Consider the following 14432-nt stretch of genomic DNA (forward strand, 5'->3'; position numbering starts at 1 on the left):
CGTTTAGATACCGGTCAGCAGCATGTCGAACGCTGCGACGATGTCGAGTCGATAGACGGCGAGCGAGTCGATCGGCGTGCGCAGTTCGCTGCGCCGGATCGCGGTGGCGAATTGTGTCACCAGCATATGCTTCTCGCCGATGACGTCAAATATCGGGTTGAGCCGCGCGCGAGCTTCCGGCGCCCGGGCGATCGGAAGAAGCGGTGCGACGAAGCGAGTCGCCAAGTGACCCAGCCCTTCGGCCTGACAATCGACCAGGAGCTCACCCGAGGCGGTGCGGAACACCTCGTACTGAGGCATTAGAACAGTCGATACCGTTCCAGCGGAAGCCCGTTCTCCTCCACCCAGCGGTTGACCGACTCGGCCCACTCCCGATTCTCTTCTTTCCAGCGCCGGTTCAACTCAGCGCTGGTCGCCGCGCGGATCGCCGACTCGGCTACCTGCGACAGGTTGATCCCCGCCTCGCGCGCGGCGGCGACGACGCCGGTGTCGATCGTCATGTTGACCGATCGGCGCTTGCCCGAGGCGATGCGATCATGCTTCATGCGCGTAGATTATGCGCATGCCCCAGGCGCGTCAAACCGGAGCCAGCCCGCTATGGCCGAGTTCTTCCCCGCGCTCACCGCGGAGCATCGCGCCTTCGTCGCGCGCCAGCCGGTGTTCTTCGCCGCCACCGCCGCGGCGGGTGCGCGGATCAATCTCAGCCCCAAGGGCATGGACACGTTCCGCGTGCTCGACGACACCACCGTCGCCTATCTCGACGTCGCTGGCTCGGGGAACGAGACCAACGCGCACCTGCTCGCCGATGGCCGCATCACGATCATGTTCTGCGCCTTCGACAACCCGGCGCTGATCTTCCGCATCTATGGCCGCGGGCGCGCGGTGCTGCCGCAGGACGCCGAGTGGGGCGAACTCGCCGCCCATTTCACGCTGCTGCCCGGTACGCGGCAGATCTTCGTCGTGGCGGTGGAACAGGTGCAGACCTCGTGCGGCTGGGGCGTGCCGCACATGGCGTTCGAGCGGGAGCGCGCCACGCTCAACAAATATCACGCCGCCAACACCGACCTGGCGCGCTTCGCCAAATATGCGGTGCGCACCACGAGCATCGACGGGCTGCCGGTGCGCAACCCGACCGTGGTGCCGGCCTGATGGCGCTGGTGGAGCTCGGCCGCTACGACCGCAACCTTGCCAACATCCTGGTCGGCCGGCTCGAGTCCGAGGGGATCGACGCGCTCGCGTTCGACGGCGGCGCCTCGATCGCGGACGGCAGCTGGCTGCTGATCCCGGTGCGCGTGATGGTGGACGAGGACGATCTCGCCGCAGCGCGCCTCGTGGCGGAGGGTGCCTGATTTTTGGGCAGGTCTGCAGCGCTGCACAAAAGATTAACAGTGGTTAACGGCCGCGCGCGCGCCAGCGATGTGGTCGCTCCGCGCTCCCTGCTCTCTTCGTCATCCCCGCGCGGGCGGGGATCCAGACACGCTGATCCTCGCGGTTAGAGCCGATACGTCAGCGTTTCTGGATCACCGTCTGCGCGGGGATGACGAACAATGAGCGACGAGATCACCCTTCTGAGCCGGTCCTGTACGCTCCTCCACAGAACTGGCACGCGCCGTGCAAAGCGTCTTCCTGGGTAAACGCAAAGGGGGCGCGATGAAGCTGGTCATAGCGATCATCAAGCCGTTCAAGCTCGACGAGGTGAGGGAAGCGCTCACCGGGGTCGGCGTGGCGGGGATGACGGTGTCCGAGGTGAAGGGGTTCGGCCGGCAGAAGGGCCAGACCGAGATATACCGCGGCGCCGAGTACAGCACCAACATGGTGCCCAAGATCAAGATCGAGATCGTCTGCGGCAGCGACATCGCCGACCGCGTGGTCGAGGCGATCCAGGCCGCGGCCAACACCGGCGCGATCGGCGACGGCAAGATCTTCGTGCTCGATGTCGGTCAGGCGGTGCGGATCCGCACCGGCGAGACCGACGACAGCGCGCTGTGAGGGGGGACGGGATGACACTTTCACGCAAGATCGCCGCCGCGGGGGCGGTGGCGACGATCGCGGCACTGGCCGCCGCGCCCGCGCTGGCACAGCCCGCCGGCCCGGTGCGCGCGCCGACCGCGGAGCAGATGGCCGCGATGGTCAACAAGGGTGACACCACCTGGATGATGATCTCGGCCGTGCTGGTGCTGATGATGTCGGTGCCGGGGCTCGCGCTGTTCTACGGCGGTCTGGTGCGCACCAAGAACATGCTCAGCGTGCTGATGCAGGTGCTGATGATCGTCTGCGTCGCCAGCCTCGTCTGGGTGAGCTGGGGCTACAGCCTTGCCTTCACCAGCGGCAACGCCTTCATCGGCGGGCTCTCCAAGGCGTTCCTCGCTGGCGTCGGCCCCGGCTCGCTCGCCGCGACCTTCAGCAACAACGTCTACATTCCCGAATATGCCTTCATCTGCTTCCAGATGACCTTCGCCTGCATCACGCCGGCGTTGATCGTCGGCGCCTTCGCCGAGCGGGTGAAGTTCACCCCGCTGCTGATCTTCGTCGTGCTGTGGCTGACGATCGTCTATTTCCCGATGGCGCATATGGTGTGGTACTGGGCCGGCCCGGATTTCCTCGCCGACGCGCCGACCGACGCCGGCCTGCTGTACGGCTGGGGCGCGCTCGACTTCGCGGGCGGCACGGTGGTCCACATCAACGCGGGCATCGCCGGCCTGGTCGGCTGCCTCATCATCGGCAAGCGTCACGGCTACAAGAGCGAGCCGATGCCGCCGCACTCGCTGACGATGACGATGATCGGCGCCTCGCTGCTGTGGGTCGGCTGGTTCGGCTTCAATGCGGGCTCGAACCTCGAGGCCAACGGCGCTGCCGCGCTCGCCTTCATCAACACCTTCGTCGCCACCGCGGGAGCCGCGGTCGCCTGGGCGGTGATCGAGCAGGTGGTGCACAAGAAGCCGTCGCTGCTCGGCGGCGTGTCGGGCGCGGTCGCGGGGCTGGTCGCGATCACCCCGGCGGCGGGCTTCGCCGCACCCATGACCTCGATCATCCTCGGCATGGTGGCGAGCGCCGTATGCTTCTTCTTCGTCACCACGGTGAAGAACAAGCTCGGCTATGACGACACGCTCGACGTGTTCGGCATCCACTGCGTCGGCGGCATCGTCGGCGCGATCGGGACCGGCATCGTCGCGGCGCCGTCGCTCGGCGGCCAGGGCTGGATCGACTACACGCAATTCCCTTCGGTCGCGGGCAGCTACGACATCGCCGGGCAGGTCTGGACCCAGATCAAGGCGGTGATGCTGACGCTGGTGCTGTCGGGCGGCGTCTCGGCGGTGCTGTTCCTCGGGCTCAAGGCGACGATGGGACTGCGTCCGTCGCTCGAGGTCGAGAGCGAGGGCCTCGACATCAACGAGCACGGCGAGCGCGCCTACAATTACTGACGAGTTCGCGGGCGGCGCCTGACGCCGCCGCCCGCTCCTGACGTTCCTCCTGCGGACGCTCCTCGGCCCGGTACGGCGACGTATCGGGCCCTTTTTTTGTCTCTGACCGACCGTGGACCTGCACATGCAGGACGCCAGTTACACGCAGGATGATGCCCGTGGGCCAGAGCTGCTTAGGTGGCACGCGCACGGACGCCACTCTTTCTATGCTGCAGCCATGCTGCGCCGCACGATGGCCAAGCCGGTGGCGACCGGCTATATAAATCTCTGAGCCGGGCGACCCCGGGAAACGTGGCCCCGGCTCCGGATGGGAGAGGATGAGCCATGACGACGATCAAACATGTCGGCGAGCAGGGCGTGGTAGTGGTGGGTGCCGCTGCTGCCTTCACCGCCGCGGTCTTTTTCGCGCAACTCGCGGCCGACGCGGTGGTGTTCCTGGGCGAGTGGATATTGCGCTGACGCCATCGCACGACGCGATCGTACGCCGGCAGATGGCGCACGTTCAGCGGGGCGCTCGCTACCGCCCCGCACGGGACGACACGCCATCGACGGCGCCACATGAGGCGGCCGGATCGGGAACGTTCCCACGGACCATTGTTAATGCTGTCATCGCCTGCGATACCGCGCGGCAGACCAGCGCGGAGGGGCAATCGGGTGAGACATATCGGCTTTTGGCTCGTCGTCACGGCGGGCGCGACGCCCGTCGTCGCGCAGGCTCCCGCTACTCCGGCGCAACTCGCCGAGGCCCGCACGCTCGTCGGCGCGACCGTCGCGACGAAGCAGACACTGGTCCTTGCCGACGTGCCGCGCCCGGTGGGCCCGTCGCGCGCGCTCTTCAACGGGCGCGATCTGGGCGGCTGGCACGCGTGGCTCGGCTATCCCGATCCCGCGGTCACCTATCGTGACCAACCCGGCGTCCCCCCGATTGGCACATCGCGCGCCACCACCGGCGATTTCGCGGTCAAGGCGATCGATGGTCGCCCCGCGCTCTGGGTCAAGGGCGAAACCTGGGGGGCGCTCGTCCATGACGCCGACCTGCGCGACTATCACCTGCGGCTGCACTATCGCTGGGGCGAGAAGCGCTGGGCGCCGCGTGTCGGTCAGCCTCCCAACAACGGCCTGCTCTACCATACGCACGGCGCGCCGGGCGCGGTGTTCGGCACATGGCAGCCCTCGGTGGAGTTCGAGATCATGAAAGGCTCGACCGGCATGGCGGTGGCGGTCGGGCGCGATGTCCGCATCCGCACCACCGCCGCGCTCGATCCCGCACTGGTCTCGCCGCCGGTGCGCTTCCGTCTCGGCGGGGCGCCGGTCGAGATCGTCAACGGCTCGCTGATCTGGAACGTCGAGAATGCACGCGACGCCGAGAAGGCGGAGGGCGAGTGGAACACGCTGGACCTCTACGTGCTCGGCGACCGCGCCGTGCACGTGGTCAACGGCGTGCCGGTGATGATGGTCGACGGCCTCGCCACCGTGGACGCCGCGGGCCAGCGCACGCCGCTGACGCACGGCCATGTCCAGCTCCAGTCCGAGGGCGCGGAAACCTGGTTCCGCGACATCACGGTGGAGCCGATCGATCGATTGCCGAAGGTCGTCGTGAAGGAGTGAGAGGCTATGACTCCTTCCCGGCACGGGGAGGGCTCGTGCGGGCGAAATGATGTTCCCCGAATACCATCTTGGCTTGCTGCGGGGGGCGAGCCAAAGCCCGCGCGCAGCGCCAAGGTGGAGGGGGGCTTCCGCACACGCTGCGCTGTCAGGAGGAGCGACCCGAAGCGACGTTGCGCGGCGCGGATAACCCGCTTCCACCACCGGTCGATGGCCGGTGGTTCCCCTACCCCGCCGCGCGGGGAGAAGTGGAGCAGCAACTCGCGCTGTCCTAAACGACCGCAGCTGTGCCACATGGGGGACATGTCCGTCCCCGAGCCCGACTGCCTCGAGCGCCCCACGCGCCGGCTCCTCACCCTCCGCATCGCGCCCGACACACGCGCGCGTCTCAACATTCTCAACATTCGCGGGCTAAGCGCATGACGCAAAGTGATGTGCTCATCGTCGGCTCGGGCGCTGCCGGGCTCACCGCGGCGCTCAACCTCGCCGACCGCTTCACCGTTACCGTGCTCGCAAAGGGCGCGCTCAACGACGGCAGCACCGCCTGGGCGCAGGGCGGAATCGCCGCGGTGCTCGAGCCCGGCGACACGTTCGAACACCATGTCGAGGACACGATGGTCGCCGGCGCCGGGCTCAACGATCGCGCGATCGTCGAGTTCGTGGTCGAGCGCGCCCCCGCCGCGATCGCGCGGCTGCGCGCGCTCGGCGTTCCGTTCGCGGAGGAAGGCGGCGCGCTCCACCTCACCCGCGAGGGCGGCCACTCGCACCGCCGTATCGTCCATGTCGCCGATGCGACCGGCTGGGCGGTGCAGGAGGCACTCCAGCGCGCCGCCGAGGCGCACCCCAATATCACGCTCGTCCCCGATCAGGTCGCGATCGACCTCGCCACCAGCCGCCACGAGGAACGTTACTCCGGCGCCGGCAACGTCTGGGGCGTTTACGCGATCGACCGGCGCACCGGCGCCGTGGAGGTATACACCGCGCGCGCGACGATCCTGGCGACCGGCGGGGCAGGGCGGACCTATCTCTTCTCCACCGCGCCGCGCGGCGCCACCGGCGACGGGATCGCGATGGCGTGGCGCGCCGGCGCGCGTGTCGCCAACATGGAATTCATGCAATTCCACCCGACCTGCCTGTACCATCTCGAGGTCAAGAACTTCCTGATCACCGAGGCGGTGCGCGGCGAGGGCGGCCATTTGATCAACCCCACTACCGGGCGGCGCTTCATGCCGTGGTACGACGACCGGCTCGAGCTCGCCCCGCGCGACGTGGTGGCGCGCGCGATCGACGCCGAGATCAAGCGCTACGGGCTCGACTTCGTCCACCTCGACATCAGCCACATGCCCGCCGAGTTCGTGCGCGCGCATTTCCCGAACATCCACGAGAAGCTGCTGGGCCTCGGCATCGACATGACGACCCAGCCGATCCCGGTGGTGCCCGCGCAGCATTACACCTGCGGCGGGATCGTCGTGGATCGCGACGGCCGCACCGACCTGCCCGGCCTCTACGCCGCGGGCGAGTGCACCCAGTCGGGGCTGCACGGCGCCAACCGGCTCGCCTCCAACTCACTGCTGGAATGCTTCGTCTTCGGCGAGGCGGCGGCGCAGCATATCGCGCAGCATTGGGACGCGCTGCCGCCGCCTCCCGCGGTTCGCGCGTGGGACGAGAGCCGCGTCACCGACTCCGACGAGGAGGTGGTGATCAAGCAGAACTGGACCGAGATCCGCCGCTTCATGTGGAACTACGTCGGGATCGTGCGCACCACCAAGCGGCTCGAGCGCGCGCAGCACCGGATCGACCTGCTGCGCAGCGAGGTAGAGGATTATTACGGCCATTTCCGCGTCACCCCTGACCTCATCGAGCTGCGCAACCTGCTTCAGGTCGCCGAGCTCATCGTCCGCGCCGCGCTCCACCGCCACGAGAGCCGCGGGCTGCACTTCACGCTAGACTGGCCCGAGACGCTCGCCACGGCAGCGGACACGGTGCTGGTGCCGCGGGCCTGACGCGTGACGGACGAGCGCCCCACCGTTCGTCGCGCCGACAAGGGTGATCGTCGCAGCGATGAGTCGCAGCGCATTGTGCCCGGACAATTATTGTCCACAGGCACGGGTCAAGCGGGGTTGGTGGCGGCGAATATGGGTACTCGGACTTTCGGACGCCGCGCCGCGATCGTCGGCTGGACGCTGCTGATCGCAGGCTGCGGCGCTGGCGCGGGCTCGGCGTTGATCCCGGCCGCTCCACCCAAGCCGCTCGTCTCGATCCCGGTGCCGCTCGCTGCGGTGCCGCCGCCCCCCCCGCCGCGGCGGTCGAGCGCGCCCCGCGCGCTGCAGGCGCGGATCGAGCAGCTCATCCGCAATTTCCCGGGCAAGGCAGGCGCGGCGATCGTCGCGGTCGACGAAGACTGGGTGGTGCAGCAGGGCGGTGATCTCAGCCTGCCGCAGCAGAGCGTCAGCAAGACGTGGGTGGCGATGACGGTGCTGTCGCAGCGCGACGGGGGCCGGCTCACGCTCGACGATCCGGTGCTGGTCACGCGCGACGACCTCACGCTGTTCCATCAGCCGATCGCTGGGCTGGTCACCGGCGGCGGCTATCGCACCACCGTCGGCGGGCTGTTGACGCGCGCGCTGACGCAGAGCGACAACACCGCCAACGACCGGCTGCTGACGGTGGTCGGCGGCCCGGCGGCGGTGCGGCGTTTCATCGCCAAGCACCAGCTCGGCGCGATCAAGTTCGGCCCGGGCGAGCGGCTGCTCCAGAGCGGTACCGCGGGGCTGACCTGGAACCAGTCGATGGCGATGGGGCGCGGCTTCGAGGCGGCGCGCGCCCGGCTCGACCCCGCGGTGCGCCGGGCCGCGCTCCAGCGCTACATCGACAACCCGCCCGATGGCGCCGCGCCGGTGGCGATTGCGGGCGCGCTGGCGCGGCTGGCGCGTGGCGAGCTGCTGAGCGAGACCTCGACGCGGATCCTGCTCGACACGATGGCGGCGTCGCGCACCGGCCACGCGCGGCTGCGCGCGGCCACGCCGCCCGGCTGGAAGGTGGCGCACAAGACCGGCACCGGGCAGGATTATGGCGCGCGCAACGCCGGCTTCAACGACGTCGGCCTGCTCACCGCGCCGGACGGGCGGCGCTATGCCATCGCGGTGATGATCGGCGACACCACGGCACCGATGCGGATGCGCCAGCAGCTGATCCAGAACGTCTGCGCCGCGCTGACCGGCGCGCAGCCGCGCGCGGCGGGTGGAGACGAGGCCGGCACGTGAAGACGCCGCGGCGCCGCACTCCGACGGACCTGCGCTGACAACCTCAGCGCAGCGGCTTGACCTTCACCGTCCCACCGCGCCCGAGCTTCAGTCGAAAGCTGCCCAGCACGCCTCGCCTGACCTCGACCGCGTCCCCGGCGACGGGTCTGCGACCGATCGGCGCATCATCGGCCTGCGTCCATCGGCTGCCGTCCGCCAGGACGAAGGTCCAGCCGCCGGCGCCACCGAGCGAGGCGGCGCGCAGCGTCGACGTCAGCGGGCCGTCGTCCAGCTTGGCAGGGACCCTTACCGTGCTGGCGGTGCGTGGCGGAGGTGCGGTGATCGCGTCATAGCAGGCGAGCCGTTCGAAGTCGGTCACGATGGTGTGACAGCCGGCCCATTGGCGCTCGATCGTCAAGGGCTTCTGCGCTGACGCTGAGGCGGCGACAGCACTCGCCGCCAGCACCGGCCAGATGCGTCGGATGCTCATGGTCATACAGGCACTATTACGCTCCCTTCGCGCTTGCTGACAAGAGATGCGCCGGCACATCATGCCAGGGTACATGGCGGGGCGGAGCGGAACGGCATGGTGCGAACGGTCCCCCACAACCCCGGTTTCCCACACGGCCAATCCGGTTTAGGGCAGCGCGATGCCGCACCTCTATCTCGTCGACGGATCGGGCTACATCTTCCGTGCCTATCACCGGCTGCCACCGCTGACCAACAAGCACGGCGAGCCCGTCGGCGCGGTCTATGGCTATACCACGATGCTGTGGAAGCTCGCCGACGAGCTGCACAAGGCCGACGGGCCGACGCACATGGCGGTGATCCTCGACAAAAGCTCGTCCACCTTCCGCAACGAGCTGTACGACCAGTATAAGGCGCATCGCCCGGCGCCGCCCGAGGACCTGGTCCCGCAATTCCCGATGATCCGCGACGCCACCCGCGCCTTCTCGCTGCCGTGCATCGAGGAACAGGGCTGGGAGGCGGACGATCTGATCGCCAGCTACACCAAGGCCGCGCTGGCACAGGGCTGGCAGGTGACCATCGTCAGTTCCGACAAGGATTTGATGCAGCTGATGACCGATCCTTCGGTCGACATGCTCGACACGATGAACAACCGCCGGCTCGGCCCCGAGGCGGTGGTGGAGAAGTTCGGCGTCGGTCCCGACAAGCTGGGCGACGTGCTCGCGCTGATGGGCGACAGCGTCGACAATGTTCCCGGCGTTCCCGGGGTCGGTCCCAAGACCGCGGCCAAGCTGATCGTCGAGCATGGTGACGTCGAGGCGGTGCTCGCCGCCGCGCCCGAGATGAAGAAGGGCAAGCTGCGCGACAACCTCATCGAGCATGCCGAGGCGGCGCGGATGAGCCGCAAACTGGTCGAGCTGGCGTGCGACGTGCCGCTGCCCGACACGCTCGACTCGCTCGCGCTGCCCGCCGAGGGCATTCCGCAGGCGCCGCTGCGCGCCTTTCTCGAGCATCACGGCTTCCGCTCGCTGCTCACCCGGCTGGGCGAGGTCGCCGAGGCGACCCAGCCCGAGACCGTCGGCGCCCCCGCCGAGGACGACGAGCCCGCCTGCGACCACGACGGTTACGAGACCGTGGTCGACGAGGCCGCGCTGGATCGCTGGATTCATGTGTCACGTCACCAGGGCTGGGTCGCGATCGACACCGAGACCACTGCGAAGGACCCGATGCTGGCCGAGCTGGTCGGGGTCAGCCTCGCGCTCGCACCCAATCTCGCTTGCTATGTCCCGCTCGGCCATGGCGGCAGCGACATGTTCGCAGAACGGCCGGTGCAGCTCGACCGCGACGCGGCGCTGGCCAAGCTCAAGCCGCTGCTCGAGGATGAGAGCGTGCTCAAGATCGGGCACAATCTGAAATACGACCTGATCGTGCTCGAGCGCGCCTATGCGGCGCAGGGCGGTGTCACGCTCGCGCCTTATGACGACACGATCGTGATGAGCTTCGATCTCGACGCCGGGCGCCACGGCCATGGCATGGATGAGCTCGCCGCGACGCATCTCTCGCACAGCTGCATTGCCTACAAGGACGTGGTCGGCTCGGGCAAGAAGGCGCTCGGCTTCCACGAGGTCGATCTCAAGGCGGCGACGCGCTACGCCGCCGAGGACGCCGACGTCACGCTGCGGCTGTGGCGGCGATTCAAGCCGCGGCTGCCGATCGAGGGCTCGACGCGCGTCTACGAGATGGTCGACCGTCCCTTAGTGGCGGTGATCGCGCGGATGGAGCGCCACGGCATCAAGGTCGATCGCGAGCGGCTGGCGCAACTGTCCGACGAGTTCTCGCAGCAGATCGCCGCGCTGGAGACGCAGGTCCATAGGCTCGCCGGCGGTCCCTTCACGATCGGCAGCCCCAAGCAGCTCGGCGACGTGCTGTTCGAGCGGATGGGGCTCAAGGGCGGGCGCAAGGGCAAGAGCGGGGTCTATTCCACCGACGTCAACGAGCTGGAGCGGCTGGCCGCCGACAAGGACTCGCCGGGTGCCGAGATCGCCGCGCGCGTGCTCGACTGGCGCCAGCTCACCAAGCTCAAGAACACCTATACCGACTCGCTGCAGGAGCAGATTCACCCCGCCACCGGCCGCGTCCACACCAGCTACTCGCTGACGGGCGCGCAGACCGGTCGGCTGTCGTCGACCGATCCCAATCTCCAGAACATCCCGATCCGCACCGAGACCGGGCGCCAGATCCGCGACGCCTTCGTCGCCGACGCGGGCAACGTCATCCTCGCCGCCGATTACTCGCAGATCGAGCTGCGCCTCGCCGCGCACATGGCCGATGTGCCGCAGCTCAAGGAAGCGTTCGCGCGCGGCGACGACATCCACAGCCTCACCGCGCAGGAGCTGTTCGGCGAGGTGACGCGCGACACGCGCGCCTCCGCCAAGACGATCAATTTCGCGATTCTCTATGGCATCTCGCGCTGGGGTCTGGCGGGCCGGCTCGACATCTCCGCCGACGAGGCGCAGGCGATGATCGACCGCTATTTCGAGCGCTTCCCCGGCATCAATCGCTACATCGCCGAGACGCTGACGCAGGTGCGCGAGCGAGGCTACACCACGACCTTGTTCGGGCGGAAGACGCATTTCCCGCGCATCCGCAGCAAGGTGCAGCACGAGCGCCAGGGCGCCGAGCGTGCCGCGATCAACGCGCCGATCCAGGGCACCAGCGCCGACATCATCAAACGGGCGATGGCGCGGATGGAACCGGCGCTGGCCGAGGCCGGGCTCGGCCACGTCCGCATGCTGCTTCAGGTGCACGACGAGCTGGTGTTCGAACTGCCCGAGGGCGACGTCGCGGCGGCGCGCCCGGTGATCGAGCACGTGATGGCGTCCGCGGCCGAACCGGCGGTGACGCTCGACGTGCCGCTCGGCGTGGAGATCGGCGTCGGCCCGAGCTGGGGGGCGGCGCATTGAGCGTCGGACGACCGGTGGCCAGCGTCGCGTCCTTGTCCGTGTTCCTGCGGACGCAGGAACCCAGAGCCGCACACGACGGCGTTCGTGGCCCTGGGCTCCCGCGTACGCGGGAGCACGATAGCGCCCAAGGTTGCCACCTCCTGTCGGCCCCGCACACCTGGCGCCACGCGGTATGACCGCCACCGACCAGCGCGACGACATCGCCGCGCTCGCCAAGGGCGGGCGCACCAACGTCGCGGGCTTCATCCTCAAGCTCGGCGCGCGCATCCCCTTCCTGTTCATCGCGGGCCATCTCTATGGCGCGGCGCTGGTGGGGCGGTTCGCCATCGCGGTCGTCGTCGTCGAGCTCGCCGCGCTGGTGGCGACGCTCGGGCTCAAGCGCGGGCTGGCGCAGGCGCTGTCCTCGGCGGAGCGGCCGCACAACCATGTCGTGTTCGACGCGCTTGCGCTTGCGCTGGTCGCGAGCCTGATCGCCAGCGCGGTGCTGTTCACCTTCCCCCAGGCGATGTACCCCAATTCGGCGATCGGCGGCCTCGACCGCTTCTTCCCGCTGATCATCCTCGCCCCCGCGCTGAGCGACGTCAGCCTCGCCGCTTTGGCCTATCGCCACGACGTCAAGGCGAGCGTGACCGCGCGCGCAATCGTCGAGCCGTGGACGCTGTCGATCTTCGCCTTCCTGTTCTCCTTCTTCACGCTCAAGGACGGGCTGGTGCTCGCCTATGTCGCGTCGATGGTGGCGGCGCTGACCGCCAGCATCGTGCCGCTGCTGCGCAGCTATGGCGTGCCGAGCGGCTGGTCGCCGCACCTCAGCGTGCTGTGGCAGATGGCGCGCGCCAACACGCCGCTGGCGGGTGCCGACGCGCTCGAATGGGGCAGTCGCAACGTCGACCGGCTCATCCTGGGCACGCTGTTCGCGCCCAACGTCGTCGGCATTTATTACATGGCGCAGCAGGTTGCCTCGCTGCCGCAGCGGCTCAAGACCAGCTTCGACCCGATCCTCGGCCCGGTGGTGACGCGGAGCATCGCCCGCGGTGATCTCGGCGCGATCGCGCGCCAGGTACGCCAAGTGGCGTTCTGGATCATCGCCGCGCAGCTCGCGCTGGCGCTCACCGCCTCGATCCCGCGCAAGGCGGTGATGGCGACGATCGGGCCGCAGTTCACCAGCGGCGCCGCGGCGATGGTGTTTCTGCTGTTCGCCGAGGTGTGCGCCTCCACCGGCGCGGTCGCGGAATCGGCGCTGGTGTATCTGGCGCGACACCGCAATTTGCTGATCTCGGCGACGATGCTGGTTCTCCAGATCGCGTTGTCCTTCGCCTTCATCCTGCTGATCCGTGACGCCGGCTATGGCATCACCGAACAGGCGGCGGGCGCGCCGGTGGCACTGCTGCTGGTGCTGCTGCTCACCTCGTTCGTGAAGGCGCGCCTGCTCGGGCGGCTGGTCGGCGCGCCGGTGTCGCCGATGCGCTGGCCACTGTTGTGGGCGGCGCTCGCGGGCGGCGCGGTGGGCGGTGCGTTCACGCTCCTGCCGCCGGGCTGGCGCTGGATGCAGGTGTCGGTCGGCGTAGTGGCGACGATGGCGGCCTATCTCTTCGTGATCTGGCGCTATGCCTTCGGGCCGGAGGATCGCGCATTGTTCAGCAAGATGCCGAGTGCGGACGAGGCGACGCTGCCCAACGAGGGCAGCTTCATCCGCTAGCTTGGAGTGCGAGCGCTCTTCCGTCAGGCCGGGCTTGATCCGGCATCATGACGCCGCTGCCGCCAAGGGCGTGGCGCGGGCGCATGGAACCCGGATCAGGCCCGGCACGACGTTAGCGGAGGGCTAGCCGGCCGTCACTGACCGTCGCTCTCTCCCCGCCCGGCGCCGATCGCGCTGTCTTCGCCGGTAGCGCGACCGCCGTCCTTCTTGGGATAGGCCTCGGGCGTGGTGCCGCCCTGGTTCTTGACCGCCTGCTCGTCCCCCGCGTCGCGGATCTTGCCATCCTGGCGGAAGTCGCCGCCGGGTTTGTTGGGCTGTTCGCTCATCTCACTCTCCTTCGCTCGTCCTAACGAGCGGGGAGCCGCACGAGTTCAGCCGTCGCGACGCCGTTCGATCAGCCACGGGCGCGGGCGCCCGGTCGGCCGCGGCGTGCCGTCGAGCCGTACTGCCTTGTTCACCCGCACCGGGACGAGCATCAGCGTGCCTTTCATCCCGCCCCCGGTGGGCTCGGCGAGGATGCGCTTCACCGTCGCCTGCCCCGCGACGACGCGGCCGAAGGCGGCATAGCCCGGATTGGTCGGGCTCCAGTCCATCGACGGTATCGCACCGACGGTGATGAACCAATTGCCGTTGGCGGCGCCGGGCGGACCCAGCCGCGCCATCGAGATCGTCATGTCGAGGTGCTTGATCCCGGTCTGCTTGGTCGATTCGTGCGGGATCGTATCGAGGAAGCGCCGCGCGTCGGTGCGAATGCCGGACTGGATGAAGCCGTAGCGCGGATCACGCTTGTTGCGCGCAGTGCGATAGAAGCTGATGCCGTCGAACCGGCCGTCATCGACGTAGCGCATGAAGTTGGCGGTGGTGACCGGCGCGTGACGCGCGCTGAGCGCCAGCACGATCGGACCGTCGGCAGTCTCGAGCCGAACGCGGACCCAGCCCGGCGTGGCGCGGTCGGCGCGCTGCGCGACGGCGGGCGGGGAGAGCAGCGCGGCGAGCGCGACGAGCGGGAGAAAGGCACGCATGACCAGCGCGCTAA

At 68.8% G+C, this 14432-nt stretch carries 15 protein-coding genes; 10 read left to right on the plus strand and 5 right to left on the minus strand.

Features of this window, described 5'->3' with window-relative positions; all coding sequences use genetic code 11:
• Positions 1-3: 3 nt before the first annotated feature.
• The gene (locus ACMGDM_RS07005; RefSeq protein ID WP_436803374.1) at positions 4-300 is read right to left on the minus strand and encodes a CcdB family protein; all 297 of its coding nucleotides are present in this window, start codon (positions 298-300) and stop codon (positions 4-6) included.
• Positions 300-545, minus strand: coding sequence for a type II toxin-antitoxin system CcdA family antitoxin (locus tag ACMGDM_RS07010; protein ID WP_436803375.1), 246 nt, complete (start codon positions 543-545; stop codon positions 300-302). The genes ACMGDM_RS07005 and ACMGDM_RS07010 overlap by 1 nt, the downstream gene beginning before the upstream one ends.
• Positions 546-597: 52 nt before the next feature.
• Between ACMGDM_RS07010 and ACMGDM_RS07015 the strand changes: the two genes are divergently transcribed.
• The 8 genes from ACMGDM_RS07015 (at position 598) to ACMGDM_RS07050 (ending at position 8290) form a co-directional block, all read left to right on the plus strand.
• Positions 598-1149 carry a pyridoxamine 5'-phosphate oxidase family protein gene (locus ACMGDM_RS07015; RefSeq protein ID WP_436803376.1) on the plus strand — a complete coding sequence of 184 codons (552 nt, stop codon included), beginning with the start codon at positions 598-600 and terminating at the stop codon, positions 1147-1149.
• Positions 1149-1349, plus strand: a complete 201-nt coding sequence (locus ACMGDM_RS07020; RefSeq protein ID WP_132908564.1) for a putative signal transducing protein — start codon at positions 1149-1151, stop codon at positions 1347-1349. Before ACMGDM_RS07015 ends, ACMGDM_RS07020 begins: the two co-directional genes overlap by 1 nt.
• Before the next feature lie 301 nt (positions 1350-1650).
• Positions 1651-1989, plus strand: coding sequence for a P-II family nitrogen regulator (locus ACMGDM_RS07025; RefSeq protein WP_132908565.1), 339 nt, complete (start codon positions 1651-1653; stop codon positions 1987-1989).
• Between the two features lie 11 nt (positions 1990-2000).
• Entirely contained in the window at positions 2001-3422 is a 1422-nt protein-coding gene (locus tag ACMGDM_RS07030; protein ID WP_436803377.1) for an ammonium transporter, read from the plus strand.
• Positions 3423-3746: 324 nt separating this feature from the next.
• A complete protein-coding gene (locus ACMGDM_RS07035) occupies positions 3747-3881 on the plus strand; it encodes a hypothetical protein (RefSeq protein ID WP_436803378.1) in 135 nt (44 codons plus the stop codon).
• Positions 3882-4076: 195 nt separating this feature from the next.
• Positions 4077-5030, plus strand: coding sequence for a 3-keto-disaccharide hydrolase (locus tag ACMGDM_RS07040; protein WP_436803379.1), 954 nt, complete (start codon positions 4077-4079; stop codon positions 5028-5030).
• Between the two features lie 416 nt (positions 5031-5446).
• Positions 5447-7030, plus strand: coding sequence for an L-aspartate oxidase (nadB, locus tag ACMGDM_RS07045; RefSeq protein ID WP_436803380.1), 1584 nt, complete (start codon positions 5447-5449; stop codon positions 7028-7030).
• Between the two features lie 132 nt (positions 7031-7162).
• Positions 7163-8290 (plus strand): serine hydrolase, encoded by a 1128-nt coding sequence (locus ACMGDM_RS07050; RefSeq protein WP_436803381.1) that lies wholly within the window; start codon positions 7163-7165, stop codon positions 8288-8290.
• Between the two features lie 43 nt (positions 8291-8333).
• Here the strand turns inward: ACMGDM_RS07050 and ACMGDM_RS07055 are convergent, their stop codons facing one another.
• Positions 8334-8765 carry a hypothetical protein gene (locus tag ACMGDM_RS07055; RefSeq protein WP_436803382.1) on the minus strand — a complete coding sequence of 144 codons (432 nt, stop codon included), beginning with the start codon at positions 8763-8765 and terminating at the stop codon, positions 8334-8336.
• 154 nt (positions 8766-8919) lie between these two features.
• Between ACMGDM_RS07055 and polA the strand changes: the two genes are divergently transcribed.
• Both polA and ACMGDM_RS07065 read left to right on the plus strand, forming a co-directional pair.
• Positions 8920-11700 carry a DNA polymerase I gene (polA, locus tag ACMGDM_RS07060; protein WP_436803383.1) on the plus strand — a complete coding sequence of 927 codons (2781 nt, stop codon included), beginning with the start codon at positions 8920-8922 and terminating at the stop codon, positions 11698-11700.
• A gap of 172 nt (positions 11701-11872) precedes the next feature.
• Positions 11873-13396 carry a lipopolysaccharide biosynthesis protein gene (locus tag ACMGDM_RS07065; protein WP_436803384.1) on the plus strand — a complete coding sequence of 508 codons (1524 nt, stop codon included), beginning with the start codon at positions 11873-11875 and terminating at the stop codon, positions 13394-13396.
• 134 nt (positions 13397-13530) lie between these two features.
• On the opposite strand, the gene ACMGDM_RS07070 is transcribed toward ACMGDM_RS07065, so the two are convergent.
• Both ACMGDM_RS07070 and ACMGDM_RS07075 read right to left on the minus strand, forming a co-directional pair.
• Positions 13531-13722, minus strand: a complete 192-nt coding sequence (locus tag ACMGDM_RS07070) for a hypothetical protein (protein WP_436803385.1) — start codon at positions 13720-13722, stop codon at positions 13531-13533.
• Between the two features lie 45 nt (positions 13723-13767).
• The gene (locus ACMGDM_RS07075; RefSeq protein ID WP_436803386.1) at positions 13768-14418 is read right to left on the minus strand and encodes a peptidylprolyl isomerase; all 651 of its coding nucleotides are present in this window, start codon (positions 14416-14418) and stop codon (positions 13768-13770) included.
• Positions 14419-14432 lie beyond the last annotated feature (14 nt).

The organism is Sphingomonas larreae (genome assembly GCF_051400595.1).
In the GTDB taxonomy this organism is placed as follows: Bacteria; Pseudomonadota; Alphaproteobacteria; order Sphingomonadales; family Sphingomonadaceae; genus Sphingomonas.